The organism is Microvirga tunisiensis, from assembly GCF_009296175.1.
Classification (GTDB): Bacteria; Pseudomonadota; Alphaproteobacteria; order Rhizobiales; family Beijerinckiaceae; genus Microvirga; species Microvirga tunisiensis.
In genome coordinates this window covers 41,158-54,620 of record NZ_VOSK01000019.1, presented here as the reverse complement: position 1 = coordinate 54,620, position 13,463 = coordinate 41,158, and the positions used below count along the sequence as shown (strand labels likewise).

General features: G+C 62.3%; 20 protein-coding genes. 11 read left to right on the top strand and 9 right to left on the bottom strand.

What is annotated here, in order from left to right:
• Nucleotides 1-128 precede the first annotated feature (128 nt).
• From FS320_RS08400 to FS320_RS08385, 4 genes are all read right to left on the bottom strand, one after another.
• A complete protein-coding gene (locus tag FS320_RS08400) occupies nucleotides 129-995 on the bottom strand; it encodes a hypothetical protein (RefSeq protein ID WP_152710761.1) in 867 nt (288 codons plus the stop codon).
• A gap of 23 nt (nucleotides 996-1,018) precedes the next feature.
• On the bottom strand, nucleotides 1,019-1,951 hold the full coding sequence (locus FS320_RS08395; protein WP_152710759.1) for a hypothetical protein: 933 nt from the start codon (nucleotides 1,949-1,951) through the stop codon (nucleotides 1,019-1,021).
• A 323-nt stretch (nucleotides 1,952-2,274) separates the two neighbouring features.
• Nucleotides 2,275-2,790: a helix-turn-helix transcriptional regulator gene (locus FS320_RS08390; RefSeq protein ID WP_244627038.1), complete on the bottom strand. Its 516-nt coding sequence runs from the start codon at nucleotides 2,788-2,790 to the stop codon at nucleotides 2,275-2,277.
• 4 nt (nucleotides 2,791-2,794) lie between these two features.
• Nucleotides 2,795-3,070 (bottom strand): hypothetical protein, encoded by a 276-nt coding sequence (locus FS320_RS08385; protein ID WP_152710757.1) that lies wholly within the window; start codon nucleotides 3,068-3,070, stop codon nucleotides 2,795-2,797.
• Between the two features lie 264 nt (nucleotides 3,071-3,334).
• Between FS320_RS08385 and FS320_RS08380 the strand changes: the two genes are divergently transcribed.
• The 8 genes from FS320_RS08380 to FS320_RS08350 all read left to right on the top strand — a co-directional run bounded on the left by FS320_RS08380 (nucleotide 3,335) and on the right by FS320_RS08350 (nucleotide 10,116).
• Nucleotides 3,335-3,700, top strand: a complete 366-nt coding sequence (locus FS320_RS08380) for a DUF6634 family protein (RefSeq protein ID WP_152710755.1) — start codon at nucleotides 3,335-3,337, stop codon at nucleotides 3,698-3,700.
• Nucleotides 3,697-4,734 (top strand): hypothetical protein, encoded by a 1,038-nt coding sequence (locus tag FS320_RS08375; protein ID WP_152710753.1) that lies wholly within the window; start codon nucleotides 3,697-3,699, stop codon nucleotides 4,732-4,734. The genes FS320_RS08380 and FS320_RS08375 overlap by 4 nt, the downstream gene beginning before the upstream one ends.
• Entirely contained in the window at nucleotides 4,731-5,222 is a 492-nt protein-coding gene (locus tag FS320_RS08370; RefSeq protein WP_152710751.1) for a hypothetical protein, read from the top strand. Before FS320_RS08375 ends, FS320_RS08370 begins: the two co-directional genes overlap by 4 nt.
• Nucleotides 5,223-5,577: 355 nt before the next feature.
• A complete protein-coding gene (locus tag FS320_RS45100) occupies nucleotides 5,578-5,754 on the top strand; it encodes a hypothetical protein (RefSeq protein ID WP_153885293.1) in 177 nt (58 codons plus the stop codon).
• A 208-nt stretch (nucleotides 5,755-5,962) separates the two neighbouring features.
• A complete protein-coding gene (locus FS320_RS08365; RefSeq protein WP_152710749.1) occupies nucleotides 5,963-6,598 on the top strand; it encodes a hypothetical protein in 636 nt (211 codons plus the stop codon).
• 91 nt (nucleotides 6,599-6,689) lie between these two features.
• Complete coding sequence (locus FS320_RS08360; RefSeq protein WP_152710747.1) at nucleotides 6,690-7,787, top strand: hypothetical protein; 1,098 nt, start codon at nucleotides 6,690-6,692, stop codon at nucleotides 7,785-7,787.
• 660 nt (nucleotides 7,788-8,447) lie between these two features.
• Nucleotides 8,448-9,530, top strand: a complete 1,083-nt coding sequence (locus FS320_RS08355; RefSeq protein ID WP_152710746.1) for a hypothetical protein — start codon at nucleotides 8,448-8,450, stop codon at nucleotides 9,528-9,530.
• Between the two features lie 115 nt (nucleotides 9,531-9,645).
• The gene (locus FS320_RS08350; RefSeq protein ID WP_244627037.1) at nucleotides 9,646-10,116 is read left to right on the top strand and encodes a YqaA family protein; all 471 of its coding nucleotides are present in this window, start codon (nucleotides 9,646-9,648) and stop codon (nucleotides 10,114-10,116) included.
• On the opposite strand, the gene FS320_RS08345 is transcribed toward FS320_RS08350, so the two are convergent.
• From FS320_RS08345 to FS320_RS08335, 3 genes are all read right to left on the bottom strand, one after another.
• Nucleotides 10,079-10,339 carry a hypothetical protein gene (locus FS320_RS08345; RefSeq protein WP_152710744.1) on the bottom strand — a complete coding sequence of 87 codons (261 nt, stop codon included), beginning with the start codon at nucleotides 10,337-10,339 and terminating at the stop codon, nucleotides 10,079-10,081. The two genes, FS320_RS08350 and FS320_RS08345, sit on opposite strands and share 38 nt — an antisense overlap.
• Before the next feature lie 160 nt (nucleotides 10,340-10,499).
• Entirely contained in the window at nucleotides 10,500-10,973 is a 474-nt protein-coding gene (locus tag FS320_RS08340) for a DUF411 domain-containing protein (protein WP_152710742.1), read from the bottom strand.
• A gap of 12 nt (nucleotides 10,974-10,985) precedes the next feature.
• Nucleotides 10,986-11,243 carry a heavy-metal-associated domain-containing protein gene (locus tag FS320_RS08335; protein WP_152710740.1) on the bottom strand — a complete coding sequence of 86 codons (258 nt, stop codon included), beginning with the start codon at nucleotides 11,241-11,243 and terminating at the stop codon, nucleotides 10,986-10,988.
• Between the two features lie 159 nt (nucleotides 11,244-11,402).
• Here FS320_RS08335 and FS320_RS08330 point away from each other — a divergent pair, with 159 nt between their 5' ends.
• From FS320_RS08330 to FS320_RS08320, 3 genes are all read left to right on the top strand, one after another.
• Complete coding sequence (locus tag FS320_RS08330; RefSeq protein ID WP_152710738.1) at nucleotides 11,403-11,762, top strand: hypothetical protein; 360 nt, start codon at nucleotides 11,403-11,405, stop codon at nucleotides 11,760-11,762.
• Between the two features lie 128 nt (nucleotides 11,763-11,890).
• The gene (locus FS320_RS08325) at nucleotides 11,891-12,223 is read left to right on the top strand and encodes a four-helix bundle copper-binding protein (RefSeq protein WP_152710736.1); all 333 of its coding nucleotides are present in this window, start codon (nucleotides 11,891-11,893) and stop codon (nucleotides 12,221-12,223) included.
• A gap of 40 nt (nucleotides 12,224-12,263) precedes the next feature.
• Nucleotides 12,264-12,782, top strand: coding sequence for a DUF305 domain-containing protein (locus FS320_RS08320; protein WP_244627036.1), 519 nt, complete (start codon nucleotides 12,264-12,266; stop codon nucleotides 12,780-12,782).
• Between the two features lie 118 nt (nucleotides 12,783-12,900).
• Here the strand turns inward: FS320_RS08320 and FS320_RS08315 are convergent, their stop codons facing one another.
• Together FS320_RS08315 and FS320_RS50675 are read right to left on the bottom strand one after the other, a co-directional pair.
• The gene (locus FS320_RS08315) at nucleotides 12,901-13,140 is read right to left on the bottom strand and encodes a hypothetical protein (protein ID WP_152710735.1); all 240 of its coding nucleotides are present in this window, start codon (nucleotides 13,138-13,140) and stop codon (nucleotides 12,901-12,903) included.
• The gene (locus FS320_RS50675; RefSeq protein ID WP_244627035.1) at nucleotides 13,137-13,448 is read right to left on the bottom strand and encodes a DUF2933 domain-containing protein; all 312 of its coding nucleotides are present in this window, start codon (nucleotides 13,446-13,448) and stop codon (nucleotides 13,137-13,139) included. The genes FS320_RS08315 and FS320_RS50675 overlap by 4 nt, the downstream gene beginning before the upstream one ends.
• Nucleotides 13,449-13,463 lie beyond the last annotated feature (15 nt).

Genomic DNA, 13,463 nt, shown 5'->3' with positions numbered 1-13,463 from the left:
TGCGGATGAAGGGAGTGCATCACGTCCTCCTGCGGTGAGAAGCTCGGCGTCGCAGGCCGTCAAAGCGCCAAGTGTACTCCTCAATGGCGTAACGCACCCGATCCCAACAACGTTCCGCCACCAAACAACTAATCATCGAATACCTCACCGGATGAGGACAGGTAAGCCCCGTCCCCGAGATAAACTGGACCTTCTCCATCGCCGCCTAGATTTTTGTACATTCCTTCGAGCTCAGGATTGCGATGAGAAAATATTTTACTAGATTCAAGAATACTTCCAGATCTCGGACGCTTATCATTAGGCCAATATATTTCATGTCTGAATTCTGAAGGCGTATTTTCATTGTATAAAGACATGATCTCTAAATGTTCTTTACTTCCACAATCATCACATTTTAGGCGAGACTTGATATCTTCAATAGATAGTCCTCGGCTAAATAAGGCTGATAATACAGTGTTTTTAACAATGCCAGAATGCCCGCAGCTACAATCAGCGCGCATTTCTAGCTTACCGCTGATCCATGTTTGCGTGTTCTTCAAATTTTCCTTAACACCAAGATAGTAATTAGAAAACTCTGATAGATTATTGTCTCGTTCATTTATGCTTAATTTAACACATTGCATCTTGTTTATTAGAAGCAGCGCACCTACTCGGTGTACATAAGAAAGGGAAAGATCATTACGAATGGTGCTGTAATCTTTTCTTACAGTACTGTACTTAGCTGAGATGCTCCAGCGGAATCCTCTTCCGCTGTATTTTTTGATGCCACGTAAATATTCTATATCACGATAGCAAGTTATAGCGAATTCGGGATCGTTATAACTCCAATCTTTCTGTTGTATATATAGAATATTTGAGTCAGGCATAACCCTGAACCATAGACTCTCAGGCGAGTCTTTTCCTCTGGTTCTGATCAGAATATTATGTATATCGAATGCACTTAGGTTTGAGATAGATATATCATCTTTCTCTACCTCAAAAATTTTTTCACCCATTTATCACCTTGAGTACAAACGGTTTATCGAGAAAGCGTCGTGACGAAGATCAGCGCCAACAGGGCCACGATGAACCACGCGGCCCGCCGCAGGGATCCCAACGCCTTTAGGATCCGCGGGTCCGTCAGCGCCATCTCCGGTGCCGGCGTCTCGGGGATGGCCGGCACTGGCTCGGCCTTGGTCGTCGGCTCGACAGGCTGGGGATCCGGCGTCCGCTTGGCGATCGTGAGGATCCGATTGACGGACAGCGTGGCATCACCGACGGGGCCGAGGCGAAGCGGCTCGAACTGAAGGCCGGGCGGCAGGTCAACCCTCTGGTCCTTGTCCTCGGTCAGGACCTTCACGTGGTGGGTGGAGATCGAGGGGCTCCACTCCGAGTAGAAGCCGGACACCAACCCGACGCTGAGGATCATCTCGTCCACCGAGCCGTCGGCCACCATCGCCGCGTAGCGGGCGAAGGTCTCCGGCTTCACGAACATCTCGAAGGTGACGCAGTCCTCGGTCGTCTCGTTCCTGAAGTCCGTTTCGTACGTGTAAGACACCATGCCCCATGCCCGGCAGCTCTCCTGCCCGGCGGGGTCGGCGAGCGGGTGGATGTCGAGCTGGAAGCATTTAATGGTCCGGTTGGTCCCGAACATCGAGAAGGTAGTCTTGATGCGGCGGTAGTCCCCGTCGTGCAGGGCGATGCCCGGCCGCAGTTGCGCCCGGATGACCTGGCGCTGCGTGACCTCGCGCGTCGTCGACGCGGCTTCCCCAGGCTGGTAATCCGACTTGATCTCGATGCCATGGCCGAGCACGACGTCGGTCGCAGTGAAGCGCAGCGTCCAGCCCCAGGGGATCCGGTCGTGACCGATCTGCTGGCCCTGCTCGTCGAACTCGTTGATCGCCCAGGAATACAGGCTCTTGTGCTCCGGCTCGGTGTGTAGCCGCAGCCTGCGCTCCAGGTGTAAATCCATTGATTGCCCCCATCAGCCCCGATTTCGGGGCGCCTTGCTTCGGGGCGCCTTGCTTCGGGGCACCTTGCCAACGCCGCGAGGTCCTGACAACTCCCAGCGCCTGCCGCGATTGTGGAAGGAGGGCCGGCCTGACCGACGAACAGATCCGCAAGAGCTTGGAAGGGCTGGCGACGGACGCATCATGCTTGGCGGCGGACCTGCACCCGGACGCCGAGGTCCTGGGCCTCCCGCCGACGGACGTCGGACGTCGGCCTCCTCGCCGCCTGATGGCCGCTATGGGTGCCAGGAGTGTGTGCACTCCCGACACGCCTGACACTACGCGATCAGGAGCTCCAGCTCCCGGGCCCCCGGACTGAGTGCCGACGGCTTTCCTTGACCGTGTTGACCTCGAGGGTAGCCGCGGCCGTCTCAAGCAAGCCCTGGTCCAGCTCATAGCCCTTGCGGGCCTCGAGCCAAGCGAGGACGTCGGCAAGGTGCCAGAGGGCAGCAGACCCCTCGTGAACGGGCAGCGGGAAATCGCGGTTGGCGATCGTGAACTTGCGCATGTTCTGGCGGGTCACGCCCATGTAGCCGGCAATGTCGGAGAGGCCGACGAGATCGGGGCCGGCCTCGACGAGGATCGCGTCGGGGATGGCGGCTTTCACGTCAGCGAGCGCGCTGCGCACGGCTTCCTGTGCGGTCTCCGCCTCACGGCTGAACTCGAGTCCGAGACGGCCGGGGGTGCCGGTGCCGATCAGGGCGTCGGTGCATCCGGCCTCGCCGAGGCGCTCCACGAGCGAATCCATGTCCGTCTCGTTCTCCGGGAGACGGTACTTGAGGGTGAAGGTGTATTCCATCATCACTTCAATCCTTCTCGGCGTTCTTCTTCTCGCGTTCAGCCTTGTGCGTCGTGCAATTGTCGACGACCCGCCTAATCTGCTTCGCATGGGTGCCCCCGTTCCTGGGGGTACTCCATACGCTTGTGATGCAGAACTCTCCGCATCGGCATTCATCATCGTTGTAGGGGCAGTAGATCTTGCCCCAGGCGTGACTTCCGCCCAACTCTACGCGCCAGCCGTTAGCCTCGGCATGTCGAAGCGCCGCCTCGACGTCCTTATCCGTGTGACGAGTCCTCGCCATCTGGTCCTGTGCCTCGAAATATGCAGGGGGCCAGACGGGTTGTCAACTGACAACCTCGCTTGGCGTTCCATCGAATCCGCCTCCCATAGCGAATGGATTTCCCGCCGTCATCAGGTCAGGACGACTTCCGGGGGCATGCACTTGCCGACCCTCATGGCACTTGCCGCCTGTTTCCGGGGAAAACCGCCACTGTCACAACATTCCGCTCCGGGCAAACGCCCCGATTTCGTCCATAGGAATCCGGGTCGAAACGAAGGACGCGACATGTTCACACTGACCAGGCACCACGGGCTGACAGCCGATACCCGACGGGATCTCGACGAGGAGATCGGGAGGATCGAAGGGCTGCTCTCTGACTTGAAGGCACTCCGGGTGGGCGCGGTGCCGACGGAGGACAGCATGCTCAAGGACGCACCTGTCCTGGACTTCTGGAGCCGGGCGCAATTCCCCGTCGATTGTCTCGTTGGGGGCGTCGCCGGCCATCCCCGACTCCCTGGCAACGGACGCCCGATCCGGACGTCGGATCTCTGGATCATGTCCGAGGACCATTCCTGCGCGCGCACCCTCAGCCGATGGTATCGCCTGGGGCGGCCGTACGAGAGCCTGCGCGAGACGGAGGTGCTGTCATGACAGAGGATCCCATGCCGGAGAAGCCTGGGCACATCGCTCAGACGGAGCACTTCCTGACCGGGCGCCGCCCGGCCGCGGAGCACGAATACGTCGCCCGAATCGGCCATATCCTCACCGGGCGCTCGCTCCCGACGACCGACGAACTCCTGCGCCTGTACCCGTGGTTCAGCGGAAGCATCTATCTTGACGCAGGCGAGTGGGCCGCCCATCAGATCACCCGCCTCAATGGGACCCGCGTGCCCGATCTACAGGTGCTCCGAGCGTTCGAGATGCTGCTGGACGCCGTGAAGCACAAGCAAGCCGAGGCCTTGGACGGGGCCGCCTTCCTCCTGACGCGGGCGCTGCCGAAAGACGACCGGGACGGGCGCCTCCGTTGCCTGATCTACCGCGCCTCCCTCGGGACGTGGATGAGCCAGGTCGCGGTCGCCGAGAACGCCGCGGCGGCACTCGTGGCGGCCGCGGAGCGGGCAGGGAAGGGCGAGGAGCCGGGGCTCGCCGACCGCACACTCGCATGGTCGGCGCTGGGCTGGCTCGCCGCCCTTGCCTCGCGGGACGAATTCGAGCCACTGGCGGCCGCCCGGCCGAAGCCGCTCGCGCTGCCGGCCGACACGGCGCAGGCGTACGGTCGGATGGTGGTGGAGTGGCTTGAGGAAGAGGCACCCGATCCCGACGTCCACAAGCGGGAGCTGATCCGCAAGGCCGGCGGCGGGCTGGGAGAGGAGCTGGCTGCCAATTGGCTCGACATGCCCGTCGACGACCTGCGCCGATACGCCGATGCGGGGGACGTCCTTGCCGTCAACTTCGGCGGCCGGACGATTTACCCGGGCTTCCAGCTCAAGAACGCGATGTCCGTTCTGACGATGCGCGAGATCCTGTCCTTGCTGCCGATCAGGGATCCATGGACGAGACTGGAATGGTTCGTAACGCCGGATGAGTCCTTGGGCCTCAAGAGTCCGATCGAAGCCATGCAATCCGGTCGGCCCCGGGAAGTCGTCGCTTTGGCCCGATCATTGAAGGAGAACCCACCAACATGATGTCTCCTACCTACGTTCCGCCCCTCGCTCCGCTGGGGCTCGCCGTGTCGCTATGGCTCAACGACGCCAAGACCCTGCTGGCCATGCTCCGCGCGATACCAGTGCAATGGGTCACACCGGAGGATCGCGGCTTGTTCGACGCCGCATGCCGCGCGGCGACGGCGCTCGCCCAAGCCGCGATCCTGTTCGAGCAGCCGGGCGACCCGCTGCGAGCCGTGATCGATCCGGCATTCGTATCGGAAGCCCACGCGGCGTCGGCCGCGCTCATGGAGGTGGTGGCGATGCCGTGGCCGGCAATGCCGACAGAAGACCACAGGCAGGCGGAAGCGGCGTACAGGGACTTCGCGGCGGGCATGGAACTGCTGGCGGAGGGCAGGGTGCCGCGGCCGGACGTGAACAATTGCCTCACGAACCTCACGAAGGTGATCGGGACGATCCCGGGGCATTGGATCGCGTGGACGTTCGATACACTGCCGGACTGGCGCTGAGGCACCGGGCGTCATGGAGACCTCTACTGGATGAAGAGCTCGCACGCCTCTTAGGGACACCGCTCGGCCCGAGACGCAATACACCCTCTTCGATCCTGCCAAATTCTACCGCGAGGGCGACGGGCCGTGCGACACCTACGTCGCCAATGTGCAGCAAATCCCGCACGGCCCCGAGCAGGGGTGTGGCAGTGGTCGGTGACGGCGTGCTTCCCGGGACCGAGGAATCCGTTTGCCCACAACGGCCGCGAGACGACCCGAAAGGTGGCCAGCGAACGGGCGAAGGAGACGGACCCGAGGATGAAGGCGTTCTACCCCGTGAACCCGCGGCGTAGCAGGTGCATCGCGGAGGACGAGCATGACGGTCAGCAGGGATGAAGACGCCCTCCGGGAGCACAAGCGGAACCGCGTCGCCCAAATCCTCAGGGCGCCCGACTTCGAGATCCTCGGGAGCGCCGATCTATGGTGGACGGGATGGAAGGGGATACCGAAGCCATCCTCGCTCGACGCGGCGACGGGAGGCGTCAGTGGGTAGTCCTCGACGCCGTGCACGTCATCCGAGCGGATGTCGTGAAAACATTACACGAGCAGGTCGCCGACTTGGAGAAGGCGATCGGGGACATCCGGCGGCTACTGGCGCTGGCGGAGGAGCATGGGCTGGCGGACCCGTCCAACCGTGACAATTGTTGACAAAGACTTGCGAGCTTCCTAGTGTCGCCATGACACCACCTAGAGCCGCAAACGTGACAACCGTATATCTGGTAGCCCCCGCATTCCGTGCCTGGATGGACCGTTCGGGTCTGTCCTTGACCCAGACGGGTGTCTACCTCGGCGTCTCGCGCCGGACGGTCGCCCGCTGGCAGAAGGAGGGCGTCCAGTCCGCGGCTGCGGCGAAGCTGATCAAGGCAACAGACCTTCACCCGGGCGCCGACGACGGGTTCCGGTGGTCCGGCGTCGACGCACCGGCCGCGTCCCGTCTTGCGGGCGGCCACGTGGGCGGGCTGAGCGCCGCGATCTGCTACGGCTGGTCGGTCCAGCCCCCGTCCGAGGTCAACGTCTACGTCCCCGGCGCCGAGGAGGGCCAGGTGAGGGAGTTCGCCGGCGCCCTCGAGGTGAGGGTCATGCCGTGCACCCTGGACCCGGCGGTCGCGACGTCCGTACGGGTCGACGGGCAGGGCCGTACGCTCCTCGCCTCGGATCCGGTCCGGGCGGTCGTCGAGTGCACACTCGACCCGCTGCTCCTCGGCGAGCCGATGCAGGAGATCATCCGGAACGCCTGCCGGGACGGGATCACCGAGGAGGCGATCCTGGGACATGCCGCGCTCCACGGCGCCGAGGTGGTCGAGAACGTGCGCGCGGCCCTCGCGATGGCGGTGTAGCCGGGTGATCATTCCTTCAATGGATGGAGCCCGCCCCCGCTGGTTCTCCGGAGTGCTTTCCGAAGCCAATTGAACAAATGTGTTCCCCCAAATGCCAGAGCTGACCCGCACCCAATTTAACGAGATATGGCACCGACAGAACGCCCGCGAGGCGGAGCAGCGGGAGCAGATCCGCCTGCGCGTGGCTGAAAGTCCCGCTCCGCTGCCGCCCGATCTCAGGGCGGACCTCGTTCGCCTCTTTAACAGCCATATGCGCGAGATCATGCGCGGCCACGAAGGCTACCGGCTGGCGAGGAAACGGGATTCGTACCTCACGAGTCTTGCCATCTTGCGGCGAAGCCTTCGCACCCTGCTGGAGATGATTTCCCGCTTCGAAGCGGAAGCTTTGGCCCAAAGAACAAATCTCTTCGGCCCGGCGGGCGAGGAACGCCTTCGCGAGATCGAATTGGATATTCAGAAAGAGCTTTTTACCTGCACCAATGCGGCAGTATCGCTCGTCGATCACGCACGACGCGTTGCGGACAAGGCATCGATCGCGGATTACGACGCCAAGCGCTTGGAATGCTTTGGAACCGACGGCCTTCACGAACTCGTTGTCTCGCTCAGAATACTGCTCCATCACCTGCATGTCGTCGATGCAGGCTGGAATCTGACAGCGGACTATCGCAACGGAACGAAAACAGCCTCGTTCGTTCTGGATAAGGAATCGCTCACTCGTACCATCAGCGAGAATAAGAAAGGATTGACGAGGGAGCAGCGTGCGGGAGCCAACGCCTATATCGCAGCGCAGCCATCTTCGATTGACTTGCGTGGGACATTCGCCGACTACGCTGCACGCGTGGATCGCTTCAATGACTGGCTTACATCAGAGCTTCAGTCCGAGAGTATCGTCGCGTTGCATGACTACGACAGCATCATTCAGGAGAAGGTCCAGCGCGACCGGCGCATGATGTACCATGCCTTGCTCGGCACCTGGTTAAACTGGGAACGGCCACCTGATCCGCACGATCATCTGGACCGCTACCTGTCTGCGGAACAACTCGAGGCAGTCTACAAGCTGCCACGGAATTCACGCGAGCAGGTCGACCTTGTTATCAGCTACGTCGATCGGGAAGGCGTTGTGGACGACCGACTCCGTGAGAAGATCCATGAACTCTTCCAGCGCTCCGGAACTCAAACGGCGACGTAGAACCCAAGCCGCCGCATTCCTGAAGCTATCACATCTCGGCAGGGAGGGCTGGACGTCCCTTCCCGACACTCCTGCGGGGCGGTATGCGAGCGGGCTGGCCCGCCTGACCATCCGATGCCGCTTCCCAGGCATACGAACACGATGAATGGATCGGCCACTGGGCTGCCCCGGGGTGCCCGGGGCAGTGGATCACCCGGCGAGGAGTCCTTATGGCGACTCACTCGGGCGGTCGCCGTTTACTGGTTCCTCAGAGGGGGCGACGGTCCCGAATGAGCTCGTCGACGCATCCTGCACCGCAGAATAGCTCGATAACCCGCATGATAATCTGTCCCGTCGTGAACTTCTTTCACGATCATTCATGCGGACTCATGCCCGCCCGCCACGGTTCTGTCCAGGCTCTCCTGTATGTCGTGAAATCTTTTCACGACATTGTATTACCGGCCCGTCCGGTTCGATGCACGGCAATGGAAACGGGGAGTTGCCGCCGGGCCCAAGCTAGCATTCTTGATCGGCGTGCCTTAATCCCGGGACATGTTCGAACGTCGACCTTTCTCCTCTTGCCCAAGCTGCCGTCGTCCTGAGTCCTTTGGCCTCCTCTATGGCAGCGAATACAGCCTGACCACGCGGTGTAAGGAGTGCCGACACACGGAGAGCGAGCAGTTGCCGCTTCTGAACAAGAAGGTGATCTACCTCGACCAGTTCGCATTCAGTGAACTCTTTAAGGTCAAGGCCGGAACACGGCGGGCCGATGCGCATGACGGCTTCTGGCGGGAACTCTACGGGAAGGTGCGACGCGTGTTGCTGTTGCAGCAAGCCGTGTTCCCGACTTCGGATGTCCATTCCGGTGAGACGATCGTCTCCCCTTTCCCGAAGGACCTTCGTAACGCCAGCGAAGCCATCGGTGGAACTGCTTCGCTCATTGATACCGACGAGGTTACCCTTATGCAGGTCTGGGAATGCTTTACCGCATATCGCCAGAACCGAGGCCCAATCTTCGCAACCGATGTCGACGACGTATTGCGTACCCGGCGCAATACTTGGCTCCCGGATATGCGGGTCTTCGTGAACGCGGACTACAGCCAGTTCGCGGACGGTCTCCGCAAGGGCACCAATCGTTCAGCGGACCGGATGACGAGCCTTGTTAGGTACTGGCAGGACAAGCGTCCGCCATTCGAGGAGGTCCTACGAAGCGAGATCGAAAGCTACGGCGCCGGGCGCGTGACCGTGCTTCGTTACCTTCTGGACCGGAAGGACGAGTTGGAGCAATCGAGCAATCCACTCGCCCTCTTGGAAGTGGGGGGCCATCCTGTATTCCGCGAATTCATGGAACTGCTTCGCGGTTTCGAGGCTGGAGGACTGGATCAAGCCACGGCCATGGCCGAGGTAGTGAAGTTTTGGCAGTGGCCCGGCAACTGGGAGCAGCCTCGCCATCGGATTACCGCGTACCTTTTCGCCGCAATCTCAAGGAAGATCGTGGCAGGGCAGCGCAAGCCGCCAACTCGAGGCTTCATGAACGACGTGCATGCCATCGCGTCCTACGCTCCCTACGTGGACGCGATGTTTCTCGATAAGGAATGCGCTGGCCTCCTCAGGGAAGCACCCCTGCATGATGACCTGAGGTTGAGGGCGCGCATCTTCTCCCTGAACACGCAGGAGGAGTTCCTTGCTTACCTCGGCGAGCTTGAGGACGGGGCGGATGACGAAGTGCGGCGCTATTCCGAACAACTCTATGGGATGAATTGATCTTCCGTTCAGCGGCGATTACGCAGTGCTGACATGGGAGACGCGGCCCCCCGGGACCCCATGGCGACGTAGGAGTTGGTCTGGTCCCGGGCGCCATCGCCTGGGACAAATGCCTATGGAGCACCTCACCGAGTATCTCGGCTTGGCCGGGGCCGCCTTCCTGTCGGCGACGGTATTCCCGTTCCAATCAGAGGTGATCCTGTTCGGCATGCTGATGGCCGAGCATTACCAGGTCTGGCTGCTGGTGCTCGCCGCCAGCCTCGGCAACATTCTGGGTTCGTGCGTGAACTGGTTCCTGGGCCGCTTCATCGCCCACTTCGAGGGGCAACGCTGGTTCCCGGTCACCAGGGAACAGGTCGCGAAGGCGGAGGGCTGGTACCACCGCTATGGGCGCTGGTCCCTGCTGCTGTCGCGGATGCCGATCATTGGCGATCCGCTCACAATCGTCGCAGGCGTCCTGCGCGAACCTTTCCCATGTTCCTCGCCTTGGTCGTGCCCGCTATCTCGCGGTCACCGGGCTCACGCTGGGGTGGATGTAGCCACGGGCCTTATTGGCGGTCGACAATCGTGTATTCCGCATCGATGACGCCATCGTGCGAGTGTTGCCGAGACCGTCGGATGCGACGCCGAAGGTAGAAGTATGATGCGCACCCGCCGATAAGCATCACGGGAAGCACGACGAAGAAGCCGACGAGTACCATCGTCAGCAGGGCAATCCCCGCCGCGGCCAGAAGTGCCAGTCTGATCAGGATGGTCAGGAGTCCGCCAGAAGGGGAGGAGGGGACGGTCCGGAAGGTGATGAAGTGCATGGGCGGGTTTCCCGGTCGCATACGCGTTGCATGAAAACGTCCGACATCGCGAGCGGCGCCCCGCTCGCCAGAGGGGCCCGGACCCTGAGGCTACGCTGGACATGGGAAGGGCGAGTGCGGAGCACAAGCCTATCCCATGCTTGTTCCTTCAAGGATGCAATCAGACCTGACGGGAGCCTTGATACCGGGCAAAGGTCCTCTGGCCCGATGGCCCAAACAGCACGATCTCGTAGGTATCCTCCTCGACTCCCGCGACCTCCATGCCTGGGGAGCCGACAGGCATCCCGGGAACCGCGAGGCCCTTGGCCTGGGGCTTCTCGGCGAGGAGGCGCTTGATCGCGTCCGCCGGGACATGCCCCTCGATGACGTAACCGCCGACCTCGGCCGTGTGGCAGGAGGCGAGGTCCTGGGGCACGCCGAGCCTGACCTTCACCCGGTTGATCTCGGGTGTCTCCCGAACCTCCACCGGGAAGCCAGCAGCGCGGATATGGTCGACCCAGCCGGAACAGCAGCCGCAGGACGGATCCTTGCTCACGACGACCTTCGGCAGCCCCGCTTCGGCAAGGGCGGGCTTCATGGCCAGGACCGTCCCCGCGGTGCCGAGGACGGTCAGGAAACGGCGGCGGTCGATCATGGAAGCCTTCCTTCAGGCAGCGGTCGGAGTATAGCCGGCCTCGGTCACGAGGGCCTTGATGGAACTCAAATCGGTGCTGCCGCGGACCGAGACAAGCTTCGAGACGGGATCGGCCTCGACGCTCGTGCCCGGCACGCCCGTCTCAATGGCCTTCCTGATCGTGCCGGCGCAGTGGCCGCAGGTCATGTCCTCGACCCGCAGGGTCAGGGCGGCCGGATCACGTTCGATCGTCTGGGTGGACTGGGTCTGGTGGGTGCTGCATCCGCACATGGTTTGGTCTCCGTTTCGTGGTGGCGATGTTCGAACCATGCACCTTCCAATGATGGCAAGGTCAAGCGGTCGTTTCGCGGGACCGCCAAGGAGCTCATTCCGGCACCGGGAACCCATCATGCGGGCATTCGTTTCCGCCATGACCCAAAGGATGGTGCCGTGGCCTGCCTTCGCCTCATGCTCCGCTACCTGTTGGTCGTGACGGTCGCCCTCGGCCTCGCGAGCGCGCCGCTGTATGCGGTCGCCCAGGTTGCGGACGGGCCTGCGGTCGCCCAGCCCCATCACGGGCAGATGGCCCAGGTCGGCCAGCAATCCCCCGACCACGACCATGCGGTTCCGGCCCGGCCCCACGCGATGGGTCAATCCTGCTGTCACCCCGGCTGTGTGATGGCCGTCGTGCCGGGCTTTGCCGATCTGGCGAGCAATCCCTTGCCGTGGGTCACCATTCCGATTCCCGGCGACCCGGGAGCGACACCGATTGCTCCGTTGGGACCCGACCGCCCACCAAAACAGGCCTGAGCCAGGGGACGGAGCAATCACGCCTCGGCGTGGATCCCCGTTCGCCATGAGACCTGGTCCGCCGGCGCGTCAGGCGCCGTGCCCTTGCGGGCCGACAACTCGCTGCGCCTGGAATTCAGGAGACCACCATGCACCAGATGTCCAAAGAGATGCAGTCCTGCATCGATGAGTGCCTGCGCTGCTACCAGACCTGCCTCGGCATGGCGATGACGCATTGCCTCGAGCAGGGCGGCAAGCACGTCGAGCCTGGCCACTTCCGCCTCATGATGGCCTGCGCCGAGATCTGCCGGACCTCGGCCCACTTCATGCTGATCGGCACGCCCCATCACAGGCATACCTGCCGTGAGTGCGCCGAGATCTGCGAGGAGTGCGCCAAGTCCTGCGAGCAGGTCGGCGACATGCAGGAGTGCGTGGACCAATGCCGCCGCTGTGCCGAGAGCTGCCGGAAGATGGCAGCTTGATCCCACTCATCATCCAAACACCATTCGAAAGGATACCAACATGACCGACCGAATGATCGCTCTTGCAGCCGTCTTCGTGTCCGTCGGCACCTTCGGTGCCATGGCCCAGCAGAACCAGCCGCAGCAGCAGATGCAGCACCCCTCCGGCGGCCAGATGGCCATGTCAGCCGAGAGCCTGCCGGAGGAGTGTCGGACCGCGGTTCAGGCCAGCGGGCAGATGCAAAACATGCAGAACATGCAGGGCATGGACATGTCCGGCATGATGCAGGGCATGATGGCCAACATGAACGACGCCCAGAAGGGCTACATGCAGGCCATGATGAAGATGCATGGTCCGATGATGGCCGCCCACATGATCAAGGACTCCGACGTCGCCTTCATTTGCGGGATGATCGCCCACCACCAGGGCGCCATCGACATGGCCGACGTGGTCCTCAAGACAGGCGACAACGCCGAGGCCAAGAAGATGGCCGAGAAAACGAAGAAGGAGCAGGGCCAGGAAATCGCCGAGATGAAGGACTGGCTCAAGAAGAACGCCGCCAAGGAAGGAAACCAATAGCGCGCCCCATGGCCCTCACCGCTGTCCGGCGGGGGCCATTCCGAACCGGCGACGCAGAGGGTCAGATCACGCTCGTCAAGCGTGCCATGACTCCAGCCGCAAGGACTGCGAGGAGGCCCTAACAGGACCAGTAAGCCACCGGCTCCCACCAGGCATCCGGGGCGTCGGCTTCGCGCTCCAGATGGTGCTTGTCGTACATGCCCCACGCGTGAGCTACCAGGCCGACGAGCAGCAGTGGAAAGCGGAAGGAATCAATGCGGTCAGCAGCCAGCACGCCGAGCCCGACGCCCAGGACGACCGCGCGCAAGCCCGACGTGAGCTCGGCCAGCCGCAGGCGCTCTGGCCGGGCGAAGTTCATTCGCGCCATCCATGATGGCTGTGGCCGCCATGCATGACCAGATGCATCAGCGGGCAGGCCAACAGCAGCAGGTAGGGCAGGGTGGCCACGACGTGGCCCGTGTGGTTCGCGAACAGATAGACGCCGAGCGCGGCCAGCGCGAGCGTGATGGCCCACCCCAGTGGAGTGCCGACCAGAACCGTACGCCAGCTCTTCTGCGGCGTGGGGGAACGTGCGGAGTGGTGTCCGTAGTGCTCATAGCAAGGCCTCCCGATCCAACAAGCTCGAGCTTGGACCCTCCATGCGGTGCCCGCCTTGACTTCCCTCAAAGGCGGGCACCGTGA